A 19738-nucleotide genomic window follows, 5' to 3' on the forward strand; every position below is an offset into this window, starting at 1 on the left:
TGCCCATAGCCTTTCTCACCCGGGATGGATGGCAACGAGATTGCCGTGCCTCCGACGACAGATGGCCAGGACGGTCGTCGGCCTTTGCATGCTGATCGGCGGGCCACTGGCCCCGCCCGTCGCATCGTCGGCCGACACGGATGCGGCGATACCTACCCTCGAACGCGAGTCGATCGTCTTTGCCGGCTCGCGAGGCTACCCGCCCTTCGAATGGCAGCCCCCGGACGGCGAGCCACGAGGCTTTCTCATCGACCTCGAGGATGCCCTCGCCGAGCAGGCGGGTATCACCGCCCGACACCAGCAGATGGAATGGCGCCTTGCCCTTTACGCGCTCGAACACGGCGAAGTCGACGTGGTGCCGATGTTCATTTCCGAGGAGCGCCGCAGGCGATTTCGTTTTACCGACCCGTTCTACTACGTCACGCACGCGATTTACGGCCACCCACAAGGACCGACCGCCGGCGAGGTCATTGATCTGACCGGCCACTCCGTCGCCGTGGTGGGCAATGGCTATGCGGCCGAGCGATTGCGCGCACTCGACCGTCCCATCGACCGCATGGAGATGGAGGACATCGCCGCTGCCCTGCGGGCGGTCGACACCGGCAAGGCCGACTTCGCCCTCCTGGCCACCCACACCACTCGCCGTCTGATCGCCGACATGGGCCTGATGATCGACCAGGTCAGTCCGCCCATCTGGCCACGCGCCTACGCGTTTGGCGTCAACAAGGATCAACCCGAGCTGTTCGACTGGCTGCAGTATCACCTGCAGGTCAGCCACGCCAACGGCGGCTACTACCGCATCTACAGCGACTGGGAGGATCAGCTGGAGTGGCACCGCCAGACGCTTTCCGACGTGCTGCGCAACTACAGCTGGCTGATCGCACCGATCCTGACAATGCTGGTGCTGATCAGTCTCTGGTCAGGCCTGTTGCAGCGCCGTGTCGAGACGCGTACGGCCGCGTTGCGCCGCGCGCTCCGGCGCCGCCGTGCCGCGGAGCGACGCCTGGCGCACGCCGCCATGCATCACCCGCAGACGGGGTTGCCCAACCGCGCCAACTTCCTGCGTCGGGTGACCCAGATCCGCAAGCAACAGCCACACGGCGACCTGACGGTCGTCGGCATTCGACTCAACCGGATCGAAGACGTCGTGCTCACCTTCGGCGACACGGTAGCCACCGAGCTGCTCCAGGCGTTCGGTGATCGCCTTGCCGAGTACGGCTTCGAGGCGATCGGCTACCTGGGCTCGGGGTCATTCGCAGTCGCCAGCCAGCACCCGGTGGACCCGGAACACGTTGTCGACGTGATCACGAGCCCCGTCCAGCTCGAGGAGATGGAGATCGACCCGCAACTCTCGCTCGGGCTGGTGAATGACCGGGGCGACGACCCACCCGAGGAACTGTTGCGCAAGGCCCGCACCGCGGTTTCCGCCGCTACCGAGTGCCGGCGTTGCTGGCAGGCCTATCACCCCGGCCTGGAGCCGGACCAGCACGCCGTCCTGCTGCTGCGCGACTACTGGCACCACGGCACGACCGACATGCTCGCCTACCTCCAGCCCCAGTTCGACCCGATTACCGGACGGGTAACCGGCGCCGAGGCGCTGGTGCGCTGGCAGCATCCGCAGCACGGCATGCTCTTGCCTGGTGTGTTCATTCCCATCCTGGAGAAATCGGGGGTGATCTATCGCGTTACGCAATGGATGATCGATGAGGCCGTACAGCTGGCAAAACAGTTCCGGGTCGTGGGACACCCCTGCCCCATCTCGGTGAACATCGCCGCAGACGACATCCTCGAGCACGACCTGATCGGCATGATCGAGGCCACCCTGAATCGACATCAGGGCCGCGCCGACGATCTGCGCCTGGAAATCACGGAGACGGGGCTGATCACCGAGCCCGACCGCGTCCGCCAAGCACTCGAGCGACTGCGCCAGATCGGGGTCGAATGCGCGGTCGACGACTTCGGCACGGGCTATTCCTCCCTGTCCTACCTGAGCGACTTTCCCGTCAGCACGGTCAAGATCGACCGCAGCTTCGTCGGGAAGATGGGCTCACACCAGCGGCAACACACCATCGTGCGTGCAACCGTGCAGCTGGCACACGAGCTGGGCCTGCGCGTGGTGGCCGAGGGGGCCGAGGACTGGGACACGGTCGACACGCTCAGGGCCATCGGCTGTGAGGTGGTTCAGGGGTTCGTGTATGCCCGCCCGATGCCGGTCGCCGAGTTCACCGCCTACCTCGAACGACAACTCCAGGAGTCGTGACCTCGCCGGATCGCCGATCCTCGCGGCGATCGATCCGGGAAAGACATCCCTGGCCGGGCATCTACACTCTCAGTGGCAACCCGTCCATTCACGATCGTATGGAGGAGGGAGACGACATGAGTAATGACATGCTCAAGGTGATCGAAGTACTGGCCGAGTCGGAAACGTCCTGGGAGGACGCGGCCAATCAGGCCATCGCCAAGGCCAGCGAAAGCGTGCACGGCATCAAGTCGATCTACATCAAGGACTTCGAGGCCAAGGTGGAGAACGACCGCATCACGCGTTACCGCATCAATGCGAAGGTCAGCTTCGCGCTCGACTGATCCGCTCGAGCGTCCGCTAACGCAGCCGGCCCGGGTTTCCCGGGCCGGCTTTTGTTTAAGCGACGCAATCGCTCCTCCGAGCATCGACGCGGGCGGCCGCTAGAATGCCGTGGCCTCCTTGTCGGTGCGCGCCGCCATCACGAAGTCGTTGCGATGAAGCCCGCGGATCTTGTGGCTCCACCAGGTGACGGTGACCCGCCCCCACTCGGTCAACAGGGCCGGATGATGCCCCTCGCGCTCGGCGATCTCACCGACGGCATTGGTGAATGCCAGCGCCCGGGCGAAATTATCGAAGCGAAACACCCGCTCGAGCTGACGCACCCCGTCGCGGGTGACCACCTCCCAGCCCTCGCCCAGTTCCTTTTGCAGGCGGGCAATCTCGTCGTCACCCAGCGTCGGCGCGTCAGCGCGACATGCCTCGCAATGGGCGGCACTCAGTTCGGTCATGGTGATCTCCTCGACAAGGCTCCTGATCTGGCGAAAGGGAAATCCGCACACGGCGGATAGCCAGGGGACAGTCCGGAAGGTAGGCGCTGGACCGCCGGAGTTCAACGCCGCCCCCGCCACGCCTGCGCCCCGGCGCTGGACGGACCGGGCAGCGATCGCCTTCATGGGCGCCTTCGTCGGCTCGGCCCGCTCGTCTTCGCCGAATGACCGACGTGCACCGCGGGGGCGCACAAAAAAATCCCGCCAAATGGGCGGGATCTCCTGTGTCGATCTGACTGAACGCCTCGATCAGGCGCTTTCCATGTCCGGGCTGTACTCGCCCTGGCTTGCCAGCCCGTTGAAGTGGGCCCGCTTGAGCGCGCGCTTCTGGGCCTCCTCCACGTGGCCCGGCTCGCCCTTCCAGTATTCGAGCGCCGGCCCCTGAATGGCGCGGGCATACGAGAAGGTCAGTGCCCACGGCAGCCGGTCACCATGACGCTCGTGCATGGCATTGAGGTGCGCGGTGGACTCTTCCACGCCCTGGCCGCCGGAGAGGAACACCACGCCGCCGAGTGCGGCCGGCACCGTGCGCAGCAGGGTCTCGACGGTGCGATCGGCGACTTCCTCGACGCCGGCACGATTGGAGGCGCCCTTGGCCGAAATCACCATGCTGGTCTTGAGGATCACGCCCTCGAGCATGACGTTCTGATGATAGAGCTGACGGAAGACCTCGTTGAGCTCCTCCTCGGTCACACGCTCGCAGGTAGCGATGTCGTGATCACCGTCGATCAGCACTTCCGGCTCGATGATCGGCACCAGACCAGCCTCCTGACACAGGGCCGCATAGCGTGCCAGCGCATGGGCGTTCGCCTCGATGCAGCCACGGGTCGGTAGCCCCTTGGCGGTGTCGATCGCGATCACCGCGCGCCACTTGGCAAAGCGCGCACCCATGTCGTAGTACTCGTTGAGGCGTTCGCGCAGGCCGTCGAGACCCTCGGTGACCTTCTCGCCATCGGAGCCGGCCAGCGGCTTGGCACCGGTGTCGACCTTGATGCCGACCACCTGGCCGCGGTCGCGCATCACGTCGATGAACGACTTGCCGTCAGCGGTGGACTGGCGAATGGTCTCGTCGTAAAGGATCGCGCCGCTGACGTACTTCTCCAGGTCCGGCGTGGTCAAGAGCAGCTCGCGGTACTCGCGACGCTTCTGCTCGGTCGGCTCGATGCCTTGCGCCTCGAAACGCTTGTTGCAGGTGCCGTTGCTCTCGTCGATGGCCAGGATGCCCTTGCCGGGCGCGACCATCGCCTTGGCAGTCTGAATCAGTTCGTCGGCCTTCTCGGGACGATACGTAGTCATGCGCGATCTCCTTGATTCAATGAATGAAATCGTGTGATGGAATCGGCGAAAGAAACGACCACGACCATAGTCCCTCGATGGGGCGTTTTTCAAACCCGAGGCACCCCGAAAGCCGTCGCAAGCAAGTTCGAGGCGCCAAGCGAACGGGCATTGGGGCGACAATCAGACGACGCCTCGGGTTACTCGGGGCACCCCTCAGAGATAGGCACCACCCCCACCAATGATGATGCTGATCAGGCCCAACCAGAGGATGATGTGCACCAGTCGGCGGATGCGCGGGATCATCTCGCCCGCCCGGGGCCAATCCTCGGCCGCCACTGCGGCATGCAGCTGGCGATACGGGCCAAAGGCCAGAACGACGAAGGCGATGATCGTCAGCCAGCCGAACAGCTGCATGCCGTGCAGGTATCCCGCCGAGGCAAAGCCGCCGAAGGCGGTGAACAGCATCCCGTAGCCGCTGATCAGTAGCGCGGCGATCAGCACCCACACCCAGCGGAAGAAGCGGGTGAACACCCGGTCCCAGAGCGTCACCCGGTCCGGGCCGGACAGATAGCCCACCGACGGGCGCAGGATCACGTAGGCATAGAACACACCGCCGATCCACAACACGGCGGCGAGCAGATGAATCACCTTGAGCAAACCGGTCATCTCGACCTCCTTTCCGTTCGATTAGCTGCGCGCCTCGCGTGAGCGGCGCACGGTCTCGTAGGCATTCTGGATTTCCTGGCTGCGCTCCTTGGCCAGTTCGATCATGGAATCGGGCAGCCCCTTGGCGATCAGCTTGTCCGGGTGATGCTCGCTCATCAGCTTGCGATAGGCACGTTTGACCTCGGCATCGCTGGCCTGCTTGTCCACCCCGAGGGCCTGATAGGCGTTGTCGAGCGCGGCGGCGGTGGTCGGCGCACCGGGGCCCTGCTGGTAGTGGCCCGCCAGCAGGGCCTCGAGCCGGGCAAATTCCGCATCCGAGAGGCCCAGCGCATGCGCGATGCGCAGCAGTGCCTCGCGCTCGGCCGATTCGATCCGGCCATCGGCGAACGCCGCCTGGATCTGGATTTCCAGGAACACCCGCAACAGGGTCGGCTGGCTGCCGCAGACGCGGACGAACCGCTCGATCACCGGCTCGGGGTCGAACTCGGCCGCCTTGCCACGATTGAACGCCGCAATCGCGTCGCGCCGTCGCGGCTTGGTCAGCCGCATCTGGGTCATGATCTGCTCGGCGGCACGGATCTCGGCCTGCGTCACCTGGCCATCGGCCTTGCAGACGTAGCCGAGCACCGTGAACGTGGTGTCGAAGAACGTCTGCTGCACCTCAAGCAGTTGCCCGCCGACCTGCTTGATGCGGCCGAGGAACCGATCCACGAAGTGCCCCAGCAACAGGCCGATGCCGGCCCCGACCCAGCCGAAGATCCAGAAGCCGAGCCCGGCACCCAGCGCTTTTCCAATCCAGGACATGCGTGTCCCCGTCTATGAACCTGCCGTGCAGTTTGCCAAAAACCGGGGCACGGCAGTGGATCGAATCAGCGACGCGACCGCGCGAGCCACATCCCCAGCAGCATGACCAGGAGCACCAGCAACCATGCGCCGAACCACGGATTGAGGCCACCGACGATCAGCGCCATCCCGAGCGTGCCGGCCGTCAGGACGTAGTACGCCAGCGGTATCAGGGCCTTGCGAATCAGGTCCCCTTCCCGACCGACCAGCCCCACCGTCGCCGAGGCGGCCACGACGTTGTGCACGCAAACCATGTTGCCCGCCGCCCCGCCGACCACCTGCAGGGCGACTACCCAGGCCGCCCCGGCGGCATCGAGACCGATCGAATCGGCGGAGGCGAACTGGAACAACGAGAACATCATGTTGCTGATGGTCGCCGAACCGGCCATGAACGAACCGATGGCACCGATCAGCGGACCGAACAGCGGCCAGAACGGACCGGCCAGCCACGACACGCCTTCGGCCAGGACAAGCGGCATGCTGGCGTAGGGCGAGGCCTGCCCCGAATGGATGAACACCTGGACCATCGGCACTGCAAACGCCAACGCCAGGGCCGCGCCGAACAGTACCCCCCCCGACTGGCGCCATGCGCGGACATAGCTGCGGGGACGTCGGTACATCCGGTGGAGAACGAAGGTCAGCAGCGATGCCACCGCCAGGATGAAACCGGGCAGGTAGAACGGCTGCGCCGACGTCCCGACTTCGGTGCCGAAGATGCCGGGCCAGGACAATGTGAGTGTCGGCGACTGCAGCCAGTCACGCACTGGCGTCAGCGTGCGGCTGGCAACCAGCATCAGCACGACCAGGACATAGGGAAGCCAGGCCTGCCAGAGGGGCATGCGCACACCGGGCGTCGCGGCCGAAAGCTCGTCCTGCAACGTGCTGACCCAGTCCGGCTGCCACCGATCCCGCGGCTCGAAATCGAACACCTGCGACGGCACAAGAAACCCTTGCCGCGCGGCTGTCACCACGATCAGCAGCCCGACCATGCCGCCCACCAGCGACGGAAACTCGGGCCCCAGCCAGGCGGCGACCGCCAGATGCGGCAAGGTGAAGGCCAGGCCGGCGAACAGGGCGAACGGCCAGGCGGCCAATCCCTCGCGAAACGACCGTGACGCGCCGAAGTAGCGCGTCAGCACGGCGACCATGATCAACGGCATCAGCACGCCCACCAGCGTGTTGATCAACGCGGCATACAGCGTGATGCGCTCGAGGTAGTCGGCCTGCAAGGGCCCGCCCATCAGCCCCTCGACTGCCGGGTGGCCGGCCAGTCCGGCATTCACGCCCACCAGCACCGGGGTGCCGACAGCGCCGAAGGAGACCGGGGTCGACTGCACGATCAGCGCCGACAGGACCGCCGCCATGGCCGGAAAGCCGATCGCCACCAGCAAGGGTGCGGCAATCGCCGCCGGCGTGCCGAACCCGGCCGCCCCCTCGAGCAAACCGCCGAAGAGCCAGGCCACGATGATCGCCTGGACCCGCCGATCGGGAGAGATGTTCGTGAACCCCGCCCGGATCGACTCGATCGCGCCGGACTCGCGCAAGGTATAGAGCAGCAGGATCGCGCCGAAGACGATGGTGAGGATATTCAGCGCGGTCACCAGTCCATGCACCGTCGCCGCCGCCGCGACGGCCGGCTCGGTCCGCCAGATCGCGAGCGCGAGGATCACCGTGACCATCCAGGCCACCGGCATGGCGCGCGAGGCCGGCCATCGCCAGATGACCAGCAACGCAAACACGGCTGCCAGCGGCAACAGGGCCAGTACGAACAGTGCTCCCAGAGGCATTCCGGCTACTCCCCTCCCTGTCGGCCGCCCCGTGGCGATGTCAGGCGCCTCTCCGACGTCTAGGGTCTGTATAGCAATCCGAAGCCGGATTTACCGGCGTTCATTCGACCATCGAGGTAACGCATGGCAGATCACGACGATCGGACACCACAATACCGCGAGAACAGCCTCAGCCTGGTGGGAGCCATCGCGCTGGGCACCGGCGTGATGATCGGCGCCGGCATCTTCGCCCTCACCGGCCAGATGGCAGAAGTGGCCGGCCCACTATTCCCGCTGGCGTTCATTGCCGCGGCCGTGATCGTCGGTTTCAGCGCCTACAGCTACGTGAAGATGTCGAACGCCTATCCCTCGGCCGGCGGCATCGCCATGTACCTCGAGAAGGCCTACGGCAAGGGACTCTCCACCGCCTTCCACGCGCTGCTGATGTACTTCTCGATGGTGATCGCGCAGAGTTTCCTCGCGCGCACCTTCGGCTCGTATACCGTGCAGCTGTTCGATGCATCGGGCCTGTCGCTGCTGGTCCCGACCCTGGGCATCGGGCTGCTGCTGTTCGCCTTTGTGATCAACCTCTCCGGCAACCGGCTGATCGAGGAATTCGCCTCGTGGCTCGGTCTGATCAAGATCGGCGGCATCATCCTGTTCGGCATCGTGGGCATCCTTGCCGCCGATACCCTGACACCGCCCGACGGTGGCGGCAGCGCTCCCGAGGCAAGCTTCAGCGGCTTTCTGGCCGCCACCGCACTCGGCATCCTCGCCTTCAAGGGCTTTACCACCATCACCAACAGCGGCTCGGAGATCACCGACCCTCACCGCAACGTCGGGCGGGCGATCGTGATCTCGATCCTGCTGTGCGTCGGCATCTATGCGCTGGTCGGCACGGCCGTGTCGATCAACCTCTCGCTGCCGGAGATCATCGAGGCCCGCGACTACTCGCTCGCGGCCGCCGCCCGGCCCGTTGCCGGCGAATGGGGCCTCTGGTTCACGGTCATCCTGGCCATCATCGCCACGGCCGGGGGGATCGTCGCCAGCATCTTCGCCGTCTCGCGGATGCTCGCCATGCTCACCGAGATGAAGCTGGTGCCGCACAGCCACTTCGGCATGCCCGGCAGCATCCAGAAGCACACGCTGGTCTACACGGTGGCACTGGGGCTGATCCTGACCGCCTTCTTCGACCTCTCGCGCATCGCGTCGCTCGGCATCATCTTCTACCTGGTCATGGACATGGCCATCCACTGGGGCGTGTTCCGCCACCTGCATCGCGACGTCAAGGCCAATCGCGGCATACTCGCCACCGCCATCGGCCTCGACCTGCTGGCCCTGGGAGGCTTTCTCTGGGTGAAAATCCAGAACGACCCGCTGGTCGTCGGCGTCGCCGCGGCCGGCATGTTCGCCATCCTGGTCGGCGAGATGCTGTTCCTGCGCCGGCGCACGGCCAGCTGACCTCTCGATCCGCCGGGCAATAAAAAGGCCCCACAAGGGGCCTTTTCACGGCGAGGGGGACCGTCTAGTGGATCGGCTCGTGGACGAACTCGATCACCGCACGGGCATCGTCGGCGGCGGTGGCGAACGCGTCGGCTCCCGAACCACTGTAGTCCTGGGACTCGAACACCACGTCCATGATCGGAAGCGTCACCTCGGTGTAGACACCGTCCCCGTCCGGATCCGACAGGTAGGTGACCGTACCGGGATATCGCGACGCCCGGTCGTAGCTGAACCCGCTCAGGTCGTAATAGCCGTCATCCGGGTTGTTGATGCCGAGGATGCTGTTGAGATAGACGACGGTATCGACCGTGATCTCCTTGGTCTTCGACGACGCCGCACCGAGGAAGGCGGCCGCGTCAGCCAGTGTCCACTCACCTGATTCGAGCGCCTCCTGATAGAGCGACAGGTTCTCCAGCGGCGAGTCAATGGTGTAGCTGACCCCGTCGGCATCCACGATGATCAGGCGGCCGGCGGCGTCTCGCTCGAGCACGCCGTCGGCATCCAGGCCGATGATCCGCTCCGCCTCGGCCAGCGCGTGAGCCAGCACGGAAGCCGGTGCCCGGCCGACGTTGAGCCGCTCAAACTCGACCTCCTGCAGGGCGGCCTCGTCCGTGACCTCGCCGAAGCCCTCGTCATCCGGGTCGTCGGACTGGTAGGGAATTACGTTCCCCTCGGCATCGACGAACTGCACCCGGCCGAACTCGTCCAGATCGGGCGAGCCGTCGGGTTCACGCAGAATCACGTACAGATCGCCGTACAGGCTGCCCTTGCCGGCCGATCCTCCCTGCATGGTGTCGAGGTTATCCCGACCCTTGCCGCGGAACACGCTGTCGACCAGGTGCTGACTGCCGCTGCCGGCATGGCCACCACCCCGGCTGACCGAACCGCCGTGATAGCCCGGCCCCTTCTTGCCGTGATCGCTGTCGGCGTGACTGTCGTCATCGTGATCATCCGTGAGGCCGTCGGTGTGCATACTTCCGGAATCGTGCCCGCCAGCACCGCCACGACCACCCGATGAGTGGCCGCCCTCATCGGCGTAAGCGGCCGACAGGCCCACAAGCGCTGTCGGGGCGACCATCGGAAGCGCCAGCAGGCCGGCCACTGCCATACCGACCATCAGCGCACGAGGCGAGAAAATAGGTTTTATTTGGACTGGTTCCGTCATCGGATACCTCCCTCTTCTAAACCAAAGCCCGGGCGATACATGTTCCTTGCCCGAACAAAAAAGACCCCTCGGCGAGGGGTCTTTGATGACTAGCCTTGCCGTTGCATGACGGCGTTCATCAGTGGATCGGCTCGTGGATGAACTCGATCACCTGCAGGGCGTCGTCCGTGGACAGGGCGTAGCCAGTGGCCCCGTCGCCCGCGGCGGTTTCACCGCCGAAAACCGCGTCGATTACGGATTCGGTGACGGTGATGTAGGTGCCATCCCCTTCCGGGTCGGTCAAATACGTCACCATGATCGGGTTGCCGTCTGAGTCCGTATAGGCCGCCGTGCGGTCATAGCTGTAGGCGGCCAGATCGACGTAGTCCACCGTGCCGTCATCGGCGGTCGTATTCAGACCCAGGATGGTGTTCAGGTAAACCACCATGTCGAGGCTCACGTTGCCGAACTTGCTCGCGGCCGCCGCCAGCAGGGAGTCGGTCTGCTCGAGCGTGAACGTCTCGTTACCGTCGACGTCATCGTTCAGCCGTGCAACGGCGTCCTGGTACAGCGCCAGATTCTCCAGCGGCGAGTCGATGGTGTAGATCACACCATCGGCGTCCTCGACCACCACGCGACCGCCCGCGTCGAACTGGAGCACACCGTCGGCATCCAGCGCAATCGTGTCGAGCGCCGTATCCAGCGCGTGGCTGAGCACCGCCTGGGGCGAACGGGCCAGGTTCAGGCGATCGAACTCGACCTCCTGCAACAGCGCTTCGTTTTCCGGGCTGAACTCGGTGAAGCCCTCGTCATCCGGGTCATCGGAGAGGTAGGGAATCACGTTGCCATCCGCATCGAGCATCTGCAGGCGACCCAGGTCATCCAGGATCGGTTCGCCGGTAAGCGGATCGCGCTTGACGACATAAAGGTCGCCGTAGAGGTCACCCATCCGGTCGCCGGCATTGGGGTTGCCGCCGCCCATGCCGGTCGACGGACCGTCCCCTTCCGGCGGTCCCTTGTCGTCCGGACGGCCATCACCACCGCGGTCTGCCGGCGGGCCGCCACGCAGGATGTCATCGACGCTCATGCTGTGCATGCCACCGGAAACACCGCCGGAACCACCCGGACCGCCCTGTCCCTTCATTTCGCCGCCGCCATGACCCGCGTGCTCCGCGGCCTGGGCCGACCCGATCGGCATCAGGTTGTGCGTGTAGGTGCCTTCCAGCATCGGGGCCGCCAGCACACCGGCCACGGCCAGACTGCCGGCCAGCGCCGTGCGGCGAGCGGTTTGTTTGATATGACGACGGTTCATTGGTCACCTCCTTTTAGCCTCAACTGACCTAACCTTTTTATACGAGCATAAGCGGGAGCTAACAAGGCTAGAGCCATCAAACTTTTCCTCGCCCTGCCTTTCCGGCTTATGCCCGCATCAAACGTGATGTTTTTGCTCTTCTGTCGCGACCTTAGGCAATGGGCGAGCGGTTTTGAAGGCTGTCTCGGGAAATAAAAAAAACCCGCCTCGGCGGCGGGTTCTCGGACGGTGAGAGTTAGCGGTTCAGAATCGATAACCGATCCCGAGCCGAAACTGGTCGGTCTGGTTTTCGAGGCTGACGCTATCGGTATTGCCGTGGGTCGTTTCAAAGGCAATCTCACCGTAATCGGTACGGTTGTAGTCGAAGCGCACGAAGGTATTCGGGGTGACCGGCACCTCGGCGCCCAGGCCAAAGCGATTGCCGACCTCTATCTCGTCGCGGTTGATGTCGTTGCGACGATCGCCGCCCTTCACGTAGCGGTAGTTGAACTGGCGGCGCGCCTTGCCCAGCCGGGCATACAGCAGCGTGCCGTTGTCCAGCTGGTAGCCCATGCGCGCCGACAGCGACTGGCCGCCCTTCTGCTCGACCGAGAAATTGCGCCCGGTGGGTTCACGGACGTGATCCCACTCGGCCGCGCTGTTTTCCGCTCCAGCCTCGACACCGAAATACACGCGATCCCACTGCCAGCCATAGCCGGCGAACAGGCCGGCACTGGTGCCGGCATCACCGAAATCGGCCTGCAATCGATAGGTCCCGGGGTTGGAACCACCATCGTTATGAATGGCATCGAGATCGGTGCGCAGCTGAGTGCGTCCCATTTGGGCGCCGGCGTAAAAGCCGCTGACATCGCCATCGGTCGGATCGACGGCCTGGTAGTCGTTGCCACCGAAGCGCCAACCCAGGCCGATACGGAACAGCCCTTCGCGGGAATCGAAGCTCTCGATCGAGTCGCGCGTGGTGTCGTAGACCACCGAATAGTCGTCGTACCCGGTCACGCTGTAGTCCATGCGCCAGAAGAGGTGTTCGCCGGCCGGCACGTCGATACCGACGCCGTAACGCTTGCCGGTCTCGCGATCCGACTCGTCGGCGGCGTTCTCGGGCGCGTCGTTGGCCTGAAAATAGGTATCGAACTCGCTGCGCACCAGGCCAGCCCGGGCATACAGCAATGAGCCATTCGCGAGGACACGGCCGCCACGCAGGCTCGCGCCCCAGCTGTCGTTCATGTCCAACGAGAACATGCGGCTGGTCGACTTGTCCTTGGCATGATTCCAGTCGGCATCGCTGCGAGCGCCATCGAGCTCGATGCCGCCATACCAGTGATTCCGGCTGGTGACCCCCCAGCCGCCGAACAGCCCGGAAGTCCAGCCCCAGCCGGCGTTGTCACCCGAGTCCGTGCCCTGGTTGCCGCGCGGGCCACTGGTCTCCGTCGACAGGGTGCTGATGCCGCTCTGCGCGCCGAGGTAGAAGCCATCACCGACCCCGTCACTCTGACGGCCATCTGCGAGTCCCGAGAAGGTGCCGGCGACCACCGGCGTGTCGCGCACCGGGTGCAGCAAGGCCTTGAGGCGCAGGTAGACCTGGTCGCGCTGGTAGTTGCCGGCCATCAGGTCGATATTCGTCCGCCCGGCCTTTTCGTTGTCGAGGTAGCGGTAGTCCGAATCACGCTGGTAGTGCCGGTAGTCGAACTGCAACAGCAGGTTCTTCGTCAGCCTGTGCTCCACGCCAAAGCCCGCCCCAATAAGGTCGTCGGTACGGTTGATGTCCTGGTAATCGGCCTGCCCGTAGGAGGCCACGGCCGAAAGCGTCGTCCGCGGCGTCAGGCGATGCTCGGCCAGCACTTCGGCACGGCTGTAAAGATAGCTGGAGGCGAAGTCCGGCACCCCGTCTTCGAACTGCCAGTAGGTGGTTTCCTCGAGCGAGCGGTCCAGCGTGCCTCGCACGCGGGTATAGGGGGTCGCCTGCCAGGTCAGGCGAGCGCCAAAGTCGGGCCGGGTGATCGAATCGAAGCGCGGATCGTCGAATGACTGGTGCAGCACCCCGCCATAGACCTCGCCATCGAGCGTCGAGCCATAGTCGAATTCGATGCCGGCGGCCGCCCGATAGCCGTCGGAGTCTCGCTGGAAGCCGAAATCGTCACGGTCCTGCCGATAGCGACGCACTTCCGTGGACACCTGGCCGAATGGACGGATCTGCGGGGTCTTGAGGTAGGTAAGGCGCGCGCCGAGCGCGTAGATGTCCCGGTCGCGGTCGTCGTGGTTGATGACGGCACCGTCGGCGTCGACGCCGTTCTCGTAGTCGAGCCGCTGGGCCGTGCCACCCAGACGCAGCACCGTCTGGCCGATCCGGCGGGCATAGCCGCCATGGGCGTCCAGGCTGTCGTACTGGACCGGCTCGACCCCGGCGGCGCCTTCCGGCGAGGTGCGGTCCTCGTGATCGCGAGTGATGCCGAGCCCGCCGAACACGTTCGAACGCGCATTGATGTCATACCGACCGTCGGCATTGAGCCAGTAATCCTGGTAGTCCTCGTCGCCGTTGTCGCGGTAACGCGCCAGGTTCGCACCGGCATTGACGTTCAGCTCGTGGCGCTCCCAGTCCGAGCGCACGGCAAGGCTCGGCGTCAGGATGCCCACGGTGTCGCTGGTCTCTTCCTCGATCTCGCCGCTGGCGTTGGGCACCGAACCGTTCACGCCATAGATGTTGGAATCGTAGAGCGTGGTGACGCTGACCTGGGGAAAGAAGCGAAACCCGCCGGTAGCCAGACCGCTGGAGGAGTCGACATCGTCCGCGGTGACGGCCTCGCCGGGCGATGGCGCCGCACCACCTTCCTTGGTCGACGCGTCCTGTGCCCCGGCCGACCCGGCCGTCGCGACTCCGAGCGCCAGTGCGATCTGCACGGCCAGCCTGCGTTTATCCATGGGAACGATCCTCCTTGGCTCCGCGGACACGGGGGAAGAAACCGATACCCCGACTTCTCCCCGGTTATCTAACCGTCATAGATAGCGCCGAACGTTCGCCTTGTCGAGCGCTACGACAACGACTCGTTGCCCCACGGCAACACGGAGGTAGCCACATCAGCCGCGCACCAGCACCGCCCCGGGCGGCACTTGCCTGCGCAACTCATCGCAGTCACCCGGACCGGGCTGTTGATCGACCGCTCGGTTCGGATACCAGATCCTGCATTCTCCCGCTGGCGGCAGTTCGCTTGCCGGCAGGATCACCGGATCAAGCGAGGTGTCGCCCCCCGGATAGACGATCACGGTGCGCTGGTCCCCGTCCGGACCGCCGAACATGGCACAACCGCCCAGTGACAGCACGACCGCGCCAAGGAGCACCGCACGCCCCCATGATCCGACGGAATGCCGGGGAATCGTCATTGCTGCCCTCCCACATTGTTTTCGCGGGCAAAGTATTCGCGCGTGATGGCGAACACGGTACCGGAGAGTGCGATCAGGGCAATCAGGTTGGGCACGGCCATCAGGGCATTGAGGATGTCGGCGATCAGCCAGATCAGCTCGAGGTTGGCGATCGCGCCGACGAACAGGGCCCCGACCCAGAGGTAGCGGTACGGCAGGATCACCTTGACGCCGAAAAGGTACTCGGCGGCCCGCTCGCCGTAATAGCTCCAGGCGACGATGGTGGTGAAGGCGAACAGCACCAGGCCCGCGGTGACCACCCAGTTGCCGCCACCCAGGCTTTCGGCAAACGCCGCCGAGGTGAGTGCCGCCCCGCTCTCGCCCGTGGTCCAGACCCCGGAAAGCACGATCACCAGGGCGGTCATGGTGCAGATGATGATGGTGTCGATGAAGGTGCCCAGCATGGCGATGGTGCCCTGCCGGACCGGATCGTTGGTGCGCGCCGCGGCGTGCGCGATCGGCGCCGAACCCAGGCCCGCCTCGTTGGAGAAGATACCGCGGGCCACGCCGAAGCGGATTGCCGCCCAGACGGCCGCACCGGCAAAGCCACCGGTCGCCGCGGTGCCGGTGAAGGCATCGCTGACGATCTGGGCCAGGGCCGCCGGCACATCGGTGATGTTCATCAGGATGATCACCAGCGCGACGATGACGTAGAGGATCGCCATGGTCGGCACGAGATATTCGGCCAGATGGGCGATGCGACGGATGCCACCGATGATCACGACGAACACCAGCACCGCCAGCACCACGCCGGTCAGCCAGGCGGGGATGGCGAGGTTGGTCTCGAGCACGTCGGCCACGGAATTGGCCTGCACGGTATTGCCGATGCCGAAAGCGGCGATCATGGCGAACAGGGCGAAGGCCGCGCCCAGCCACTTCCACTTCGCGCCCATGCCGTTCTTGATGTAGTACATCGGCCCGCCGACGAAGCGGCCGCGCTCGTCGACCTCGCGATAGCGGACCGCCAGCACCGCCTCGGCGTACTTGGTCGCCATGCCCACCAAGGCGGTGAGCCACATCCAGAAGATCGCCCCCGGGCCACCCAGGGCAATCGCCGTGGCCACCCCGGCGATGTTGCCGGTGCCGATGGTCGCGGAAAGCGCGGTCGCCAGCGCCTGGAACGGCGTGATGTCACCCCGATCCTCGGCACCGGCATGACGTCCCCGGACCAGCTGGCGGAAACCGTAGCCGAGCCGACGGATCGGCATGCCGCGCAGCCCGGCGGTCAGATACACCCCGGTGCCAAGCAACAGGGCCAGCATGACCGGCCCCCAGACGAATCCACTGATGCTGCCGAGAAACTCCGTCAATGCGTCCATCGTATCTGCAAACTCCCTCTGAGATTTACGGCCGGGCGACCGCCGCGGCATGGCACAACAAGAGCAAACCCTACCCCGTTTGGCCGCCGCAAGGCCAGAGCCGAACGGACCTGCCGGCGCGTGCTAGTCTCGAATCAACACCTCCCGCAAACCCGACCCGTGAGGACACCGATGGCAGATGCGCCCGCCCGGCTGGATGCCGATCTGCTCTACCGCCCCTGCCACGCCGGCTCGTTGCCGTTCCGGAGCACGGCGGATCTCGAACCGCCTGACGCCGCACCCGGCCAGGAGCGGGCACTCGAGGCCCTCGAGTTCGGCACCGAGATCGAAGACGGCGGCTTCAATCTCTACGCGCTGGGTTCAGAGGGTCTGGGCAAGTACGAGGTGGTTCGGGACTTTCTCGAGAAACGCGCCCGCGCACACGAACCGCCGCCAAGCTGGGCTTACGTGTTCAACTTCGAGCACCCCGACCGCCCCCGGCTGCTGGAACTGCCTGCCAAGGCCGGCCGCGAGCTGAAGAAGGATCTCGAGACGCTGGTGAGCGAATTCGGCACCGCGATCCCGGCGGTATTCGAGAGCGACGAGTACCACAACCGCATCCAGGAGCTGCGCGAGGCCTTCAAGCGCCGCCAGCGCGAGGCCATCGAGGCGATCAGCAAGGAGGCGGAAGAGCGCCACGTCGCCATGGTGAGCACCCCGTCGGGCTTCACCCTCGGCCCCTATCGTGACGGCAAGATCCTCGACCCGGAGGCCTTCCACGAGCTGCCGGAAGAAGAGCAGGAGGAATGGCAGGCCGCCATCAACGAGCTCGAGGAAAAGCTCAAGCAGACGCTGCAACAGATCCCGAAATGGCAGAAGGAAGCGAGCGAACAGCTGCAACAACTGAACGAGGAAATGCTCGGCGTGGCGGTCGGCCAGCAGCTGGAAACGCTCGAGCGCCGATGGGTGACGCTGCCGGCGGTCACCGAGTACCTCGGCGCGATCCGCGACGACATCATCTCGCACGTCAATGATCTCGACGACGAGGGCAGCACGGTACCCGAGGAGATCCTCAACCAGTACCAGCTCAACCTGATCGTCGACAACGCCGATCTCGACGGTGCCCCGGTGATCTACGAGGATCTGCCCACGCACGCCCGCCTGATCGGCCGGATAGAGCATTATTTCCGTGAAGGGGCCCTGCTGACCGACTTCCGGCTGATTCGCTCAGGCGCCCTGCATCGTGCCAACGGCGGCTACCTGATCCTGCACGCCCGCCACATCCTGATGCAGCCATTCGCCTGGGAGACGCTCAAGCGGGCACTGTACGGCCGACAGGTGCGCATCGAGTCGCTCGAGCAGCTCTACGCGGTATTCACCACGACCACACTGGAACCCGACCCGCTGCCGCTAGAGGTCAAGGTGGTGCTGGTCGGCGACCGCCTGCTCTACTACCTGCTGTCCGAATACGATCCGGACTTCGCCCGGCTGTTCAAGGTGCAGGCGGACTTCGAGGACAGCCTCGCCCGCCAGCCGGAAAACGAGATGGACTACGCCCGCACGCTGGCCGCGATCACCCGGCGCGACGGTCTGCGTGCTCTCGATCGCGGCGCGGTCGCCCGGGCCATCGAGCATGCCAGCCGCCTGGCCGGCGACCGGGAGAAACTGGCCGCCGGCACCCGCCCGCTATCGGACCTGCTCGCCGAGGCCAACCATCTCGCCGGATCGAGCCACGCCGAGCAGATTGGCGCCCGCCACATCGAGGCGGCGATCCGCCGGCATGAGAAACGCGCCGAGCGGCTGCGCGAGCGAGCGGTGGAAGCCATCCTCCGCGAGACGATCAACCTCCCGACCCACGGCGAGCGCATCGCGGCGGTCAACGGTCTGGCGGTCTCGCAGCTGGGCGACTTCACCTTCGGCCTGCCGACGCGCATCACGGCCACCGCCCGCCCCGGCCGCGACCAGGTGGTCGATATCGAACGCCAGGCCAAGCTCGGCGGAAATATCCACGCCAAGGCGGTGATGATCCTGTCGCGGTATCTCGCCAGCCGCTATGCCCCGGATGGCGAACTGTCCCTTTCGGCCAGCCTTGCCTTCGAGCAGTTGTACGGTTCGATCGAGGGGGACTCGGCCTCTGTGGCCGAACTCTGCGCCCTGGTCTCGGCGATCGCGCGGGTGCCCATCCGACAGTCCTTCGCCGTCACCGGCTCGATGAACCAGCTGGGCGAAGTGCAGGCGATCGGCGGGGTCAACGAGAAGATCGAAGGCTTCTTCCGCATCTGTCGGGAGCGCGGCCTCGACGGCCAGCATGGCGTGATCATCCCGCGTACCAACCTGCCTCATCTGATGCTCGACCAGGAGGTGCGCGGCGAGGTGGCCGCGGGCCGATTCCAGATATACGCCATCAGCCACGTCGACGAGGCGCTGCAATTACTGACCGGGATGGAGCCCGGCGAGGCCGATGCCGACGGGCATTTCCCGGCCGACAGCCTCAATCGGCGTGTCGTCGACCGACTGGCCCGTTTCGAACGCGCCACCCGGCACGACCACGACCGTCACGGGTCGCATGACGAGCATGGCTGACCCGTACGTCCTGGTGCTGCTGGACACCTCGCCCGCCAGCGAGGCGGCCCTCGATAGCGCCGCGCGGCTGGCCCGCCAGCAACAGCAGGAACTGATCGCCCTGTTCGTCGAGGATCAGGACCTGATCGCCTCGGCCGGCCACGTGTTCGCGCGCGAGATCAGCCTGCTCTCCGGCCAGGCCCGCCCGTTCGACCGCGAGATCCTGCTCGCCCGCCTGGCACGGCAACGTCAACGGATCGAGACCCGCCTGGCCTCGCTTGAGCAGCAGCCGCCGCTGCGCTGGCGACTCGACGTGGTCACCGGACCCGTGATCGACAATATCCGTCAGGCCGCCATCGGCGCGGACTGGGTGGTCCTCGGCAAGGCCGGCTGGTCCGCCGAGCGCGGAGCACGACTGGGCACCACGGCCCGCCAACTGGTCGAAACCACACGCTGCCGGCTCCTGCTGTGGGAGGAGCGGACGGCTTCCCGCGAGGCGGCAATTGTCGCGTTGATCGGCGAGCCGCAGACGAGCGGGACGATTATCGAAACCGCCCGACTGCTCGCCCGCGCCAGCGACCGCGGCGTCCGTGCGCTGCTGTTGCCAGGGGCCGATCCGGCCGAGCTGCCGGTCCTGAGCTCGGCACCACCAGCCGACTGCCCTGCAATGACGGTCGAACGACTGGCCGGCCGCGGGCTGGAGGCCCTGCGCCGCGCCCTGCGAAAACAACCCGCCGCGGCACTGGTCCTGGACGATCAGGCGGCCCTTGCGTTCGGGATACCGATGGCCGACCTGATCGCCGATCTCGATACGCCCATCATCCGCATTCCCGCATCCATCTGAACCCGTACCGACAAAAAAGCCCACGCCAGACGGGACCCA

At 65.6% G+C, this 19738-nt stretch carries 15 protein-coding genes; 5 read left to right on the top strand and 10 right to left on the bottom strand.

Annotated features, from left to right (window positions below; genetic code table 11):
- Positions 1 to 61 precede the first annotated feature (61 nt).
- Together AWR35_RS01515 and AWR35_RS01520 are read left to right on the top strand one after the other, a co-directional pair.
- The gene (locus tag AWR35_RS01515) at positions 62 to 2260 is read left to right on the top strand and encodes an EAL domain-containing protein (RefSeq protein ID WP_058574207.1); all 2199 of its coding nucleotides are present in this window, start codon (positions 62 to 64) and stop codon (positions 2258 to 2260) included.
- A gap of 116 nt (positions 2261 to 2376) precedes the next feature.
- Complete coding sequence (locus tag AWR35_RS01520) at positions 2377 to 2583, top strand: dodecin family protein (protein WP_058574406.1); 207 nt, start codon at positions 2377 to 2379, stop codon at positions 2581 to 2583.
- A 99-nt stretch (positions 2584 to 2682) separates the two neighbouring features.
- Here AWR35_RS01520 and AWR35_RS01525 read toward each other — a convergent pair whose 3' ends face one another.
- The 5 genes from AWR35_RS01525 to AWR35_RS01545 form a co-directional block, all read right to left on the bottom strand.
- The gene (locus tag AWR35_RS01525; protein WP_058574208.1) at positions 2683 to 3030 is read right to left on the bottom strand and encodes a 4a-hydroxytetrahydrobiopterin dehydratase; all 348 of its coding nucleotides are present in this window, start codon (positions 3028 to 3030) and stop codon (positions 2683 to 2685) included.
- A gap of 288 nt (positions 3031 to 3318) precedes the next feature.
- Entirely contained in the window at positions 3319 to 4365 is a 1047-nt protein-coding gene (locus tag AWR35_RS01530) for a class I fructose-bisphosphate aldolase (RefSeq protein WP_058574209.1), read from the bottom strand.
- A gap of 195 nt (positions 4366 to 4560) precedes the next feature.
- A complete protein-coding gene (locus tag AWR35_RS01535; RefSeq protein ID WP_058574210.1) occupies positions 4561 to 5013 on the bottom strand; it encodes a CopD family protein in 453 nt (150 codons plus the stop codon).
- A 21-nt stretch (positions 5014 to 5034) separates the two neighbouring features.
- A complete protein-coding gene (gene djlA / locus AWR35_RS01540; protein WP_058574211.1) occupies positions 5035 to 5817 on the bottom strand; it encodes a co-chaperone DjlA in 783 nt (260 codons plus the stop codon).
- 65 nt (positions 5818 to 5882) lie between these two features.
- Complete coding sequence (locus AWR35_RS01545; protein ID WP_058574212.1) at positions 5883 to 7643, bottom strand: L-lactate permease; 1761 nt, start codon at positions 7641 to 7643, stop codon at positions 5883 to 5885.
- Between the two features lie 123 nt (positions 7644 to 7766).
- Between AWR35_RS01545 and AWR35_RS01550 the strand changes: the two genes are divergently transcribed.
- Entirely contained in the window at positions 7767 to 9083 is a 1317-nt protein-coding gene (locus AWR35_RS01550; RefSeq protein ID WP_058574213.1) for an APC family permease, read from the top strand.
- A gap of 64 nt (positions 9084 to 9147) precedes the next feature.
- On the opposite strand, the gene AWR35_RS01555 is transcribed toward AWR35_RS01550, so the two are convergent.
- The 5 genes from AWR35_RS01555 to AWR35_RS01575 form a co-directional block, all read right to left on the bottom strand.
- On the bottom strand, positions 9148 to 10098 hold the full coding sequence (locus AWR35_RS01555; protein WP_058574214.1) for a hypothetical protein: 951 nt from the start codon (positions 10096 to 10098) through the stop codon (positions 9148 to 9150).
- 310 nt (positions 10099 to 10408) lie between these two features.
- Entirely contained in the window at positions 10409 to 11581 is a 1173-nt protein-coding gene (locus AWR35_RS01560) for a hypothetical protein (RefSeq protein ID WP_058574215.1), read from the bottom strand.
- Positions 11582 to 11824: 243 nt separating this feature from the next.
- Positions 11825 to 14497, bottom strand: a complete 2673-nt coding sequence (locus AWR35_RS01565; RefSeq protein WP_058574216.1) for an outer membrane beta-barrel protein — start codon at positions 14495 to 14497, stop codon at positions 11825 to 11827.
- A gap of 156 nt (positions 14498 to 14653) precedes the next feature.
- The gene (locus AWR35_RS01570; RefSeq protein ID WP_156413896.1) at positions 14654 to 14956 is read right to left on the bottom strand and encodes a hypothetical protein; all 303 of its coding nucleotides are present in this window, start codon (positions 14954 to 14956) and stop codon (positions 14654 to 14656) included.
- Complete coding sequence (locus AWR35_RS01575; protein ID WP_058574218.1) at positions 14953 to 16314, bottom strand: sodium:alanine symporter family protein; 1362 nt, start codon at positions 16312 to 16314, stop codon at positions 14953 to 14955. The genes AWR35_RS01570 and AWR35_RS01575 overlap by 4 nt, the downstream gene beginning before the upstream one ends.
- A 171-nt stretch (positions 16315 to 16485) precedes the next feature.
- Here AWR35_RS01575 and AWR35_RS01580 point away from each other — a divergent pair, with 171 nt between their 5' ends.
- Together AWR35_RS01580 and AWR35_RS01585 are read left to right on the top strand one after the other, a co-directional pair.
- Complete coding sequence (locus AWR35_RS01580) at positions 16486 to 18876, top strand: ATP-binding protein (RefSeq protein ID WP_058574219.1); 2391 nt, start codon at positions 16486 to 16488, stop codon at positions 18874 to 18876.
- Positions 18860 to 19699, top strand: coding sequence for a universal stress protein (locus AWR35_RS01585; protein WP_197408100.1), 840 nt, complete (start codon positions 18860 to 18862; stop codon positions 19697 to 19699). The genes AWR35_RS01580 and AWR35_RS01585 overlap by 17 nt, the downstream gene beginning before the upstream one ends.
- The last annotated feature ends 39 nt before the right edge of the window (positions 19700 to 19738 follow it).

This window comes from Guyparkeria sp. WRN-7, from assembly GCF_001641825.1.
In the GTDB taxonomy this organism is placed as follows: domain Bacteria; phylum Pseudomonadota; class Gammaproteobacteria; order Halothiobacillales; family Halothiobacillaceae; genus Guyparkeria.

Coding starts and splice junctions, on each gene's coding strand:
- AWR35_RS01515 (WP_058574207.1), top strand. CDS start 62: ATGGCCAGGACGGTCGTCGGCCTTTGCATGCTGATCGGCGGGCCACTG.
- AWR35_RS01520 (WP_058574406.1), top strand. CDS start 2,377: ATGAGTAATGACATGCTCAAGGTGATCGAAGTACTGGCCGAGTCGGAA.
- AWR35_RS01525 (WP_058574208.1), bottom strand. CDS start 3,030: ATGACCGAACTGAGTGCCGCCCATTGCGAGGCATGTCGCGCTGACGCG.
- AWR35_RS01530 (WP_058574209.1), bottom strand. CDS start 4,365: ATGACTACGTATCGTCCCGAGAAGGCCGACGAACTGATTCAGACTGCC.
- AWR35_RS01535 (WP_058574210.1), bottom strand. CDS start 5,013: ATGACCGGTTTGCTCAAGGTGATTCATCTGCTCGCCGCCGTGTTGTGG.
- djlA (WP_058574211.1), bottom strand. CDS start 5,817: ATGTCCTGGATTGGAAAAGCGCTGGGTGCCGGGCTCGGCTTCTGGATC.
- AWR35_RS01545 (WP_058574212.1), bottom strand. CDS start 7,643: ATGCCTCTGGGAGCACTGTTCGTACTGGCCCTGTTGCCGCTGGCAGCC.
- AWR35_RS01550 (WP_058574213.1), top strand. CDS start 7,767: ATGGCAGATCACGACGATCGGACACCACAATACCGCGAGAACAGCCTC.
- AWR35_RS01555 (WP_058574214.1), bottom strand. CDS start 10,098: ATGCACACCGACGGCCTCACGGATGATCACGATGACGACAGTCACGCC.
- AWR35_RS01560 (WP_058574215.1), bottom strand. CDS start 11,581: ATGAACCGTCGTCATATCAAACAAACCGCTCGCCGCACGGCGCTGGCC.
- AWR35_RS01565 (WP_058574216.1), bottom strand. CDS start 14,497: ATGGATAAACGCAGGCTGGCCGTGCAGATCGCACTGGCGCTCGGAGTC.
- AWR35_RS01570 (WP_156413896.1), bottom strand. CDS start 14,956: ATGACGATTCCCCGGCATTCCGTCGGATCATGGGGGCGTGCGGTGCTC.
- AWR35_RS01575 (WP_058574218.1), bottom strand. CDS start 16,314: ATGGACGCATTGACGGAGTTTCTCGGCAGCATCAGTGGATTCGTCTGG.
- AWR35_RS01580 (WP_058574219.1), top strand. CDS start 16,486: ATGGCAGATGCGCCCGCCCGGCTGGATGCCGATCTGCTCTACCGCCCC.
- AWR35_RS01585 (WP_197408100.1), top strand. CDS start 18,860: ATGACGAGCATGGCTGACCCGTACGTCCTGGTGCTGCTGGACACCTCG.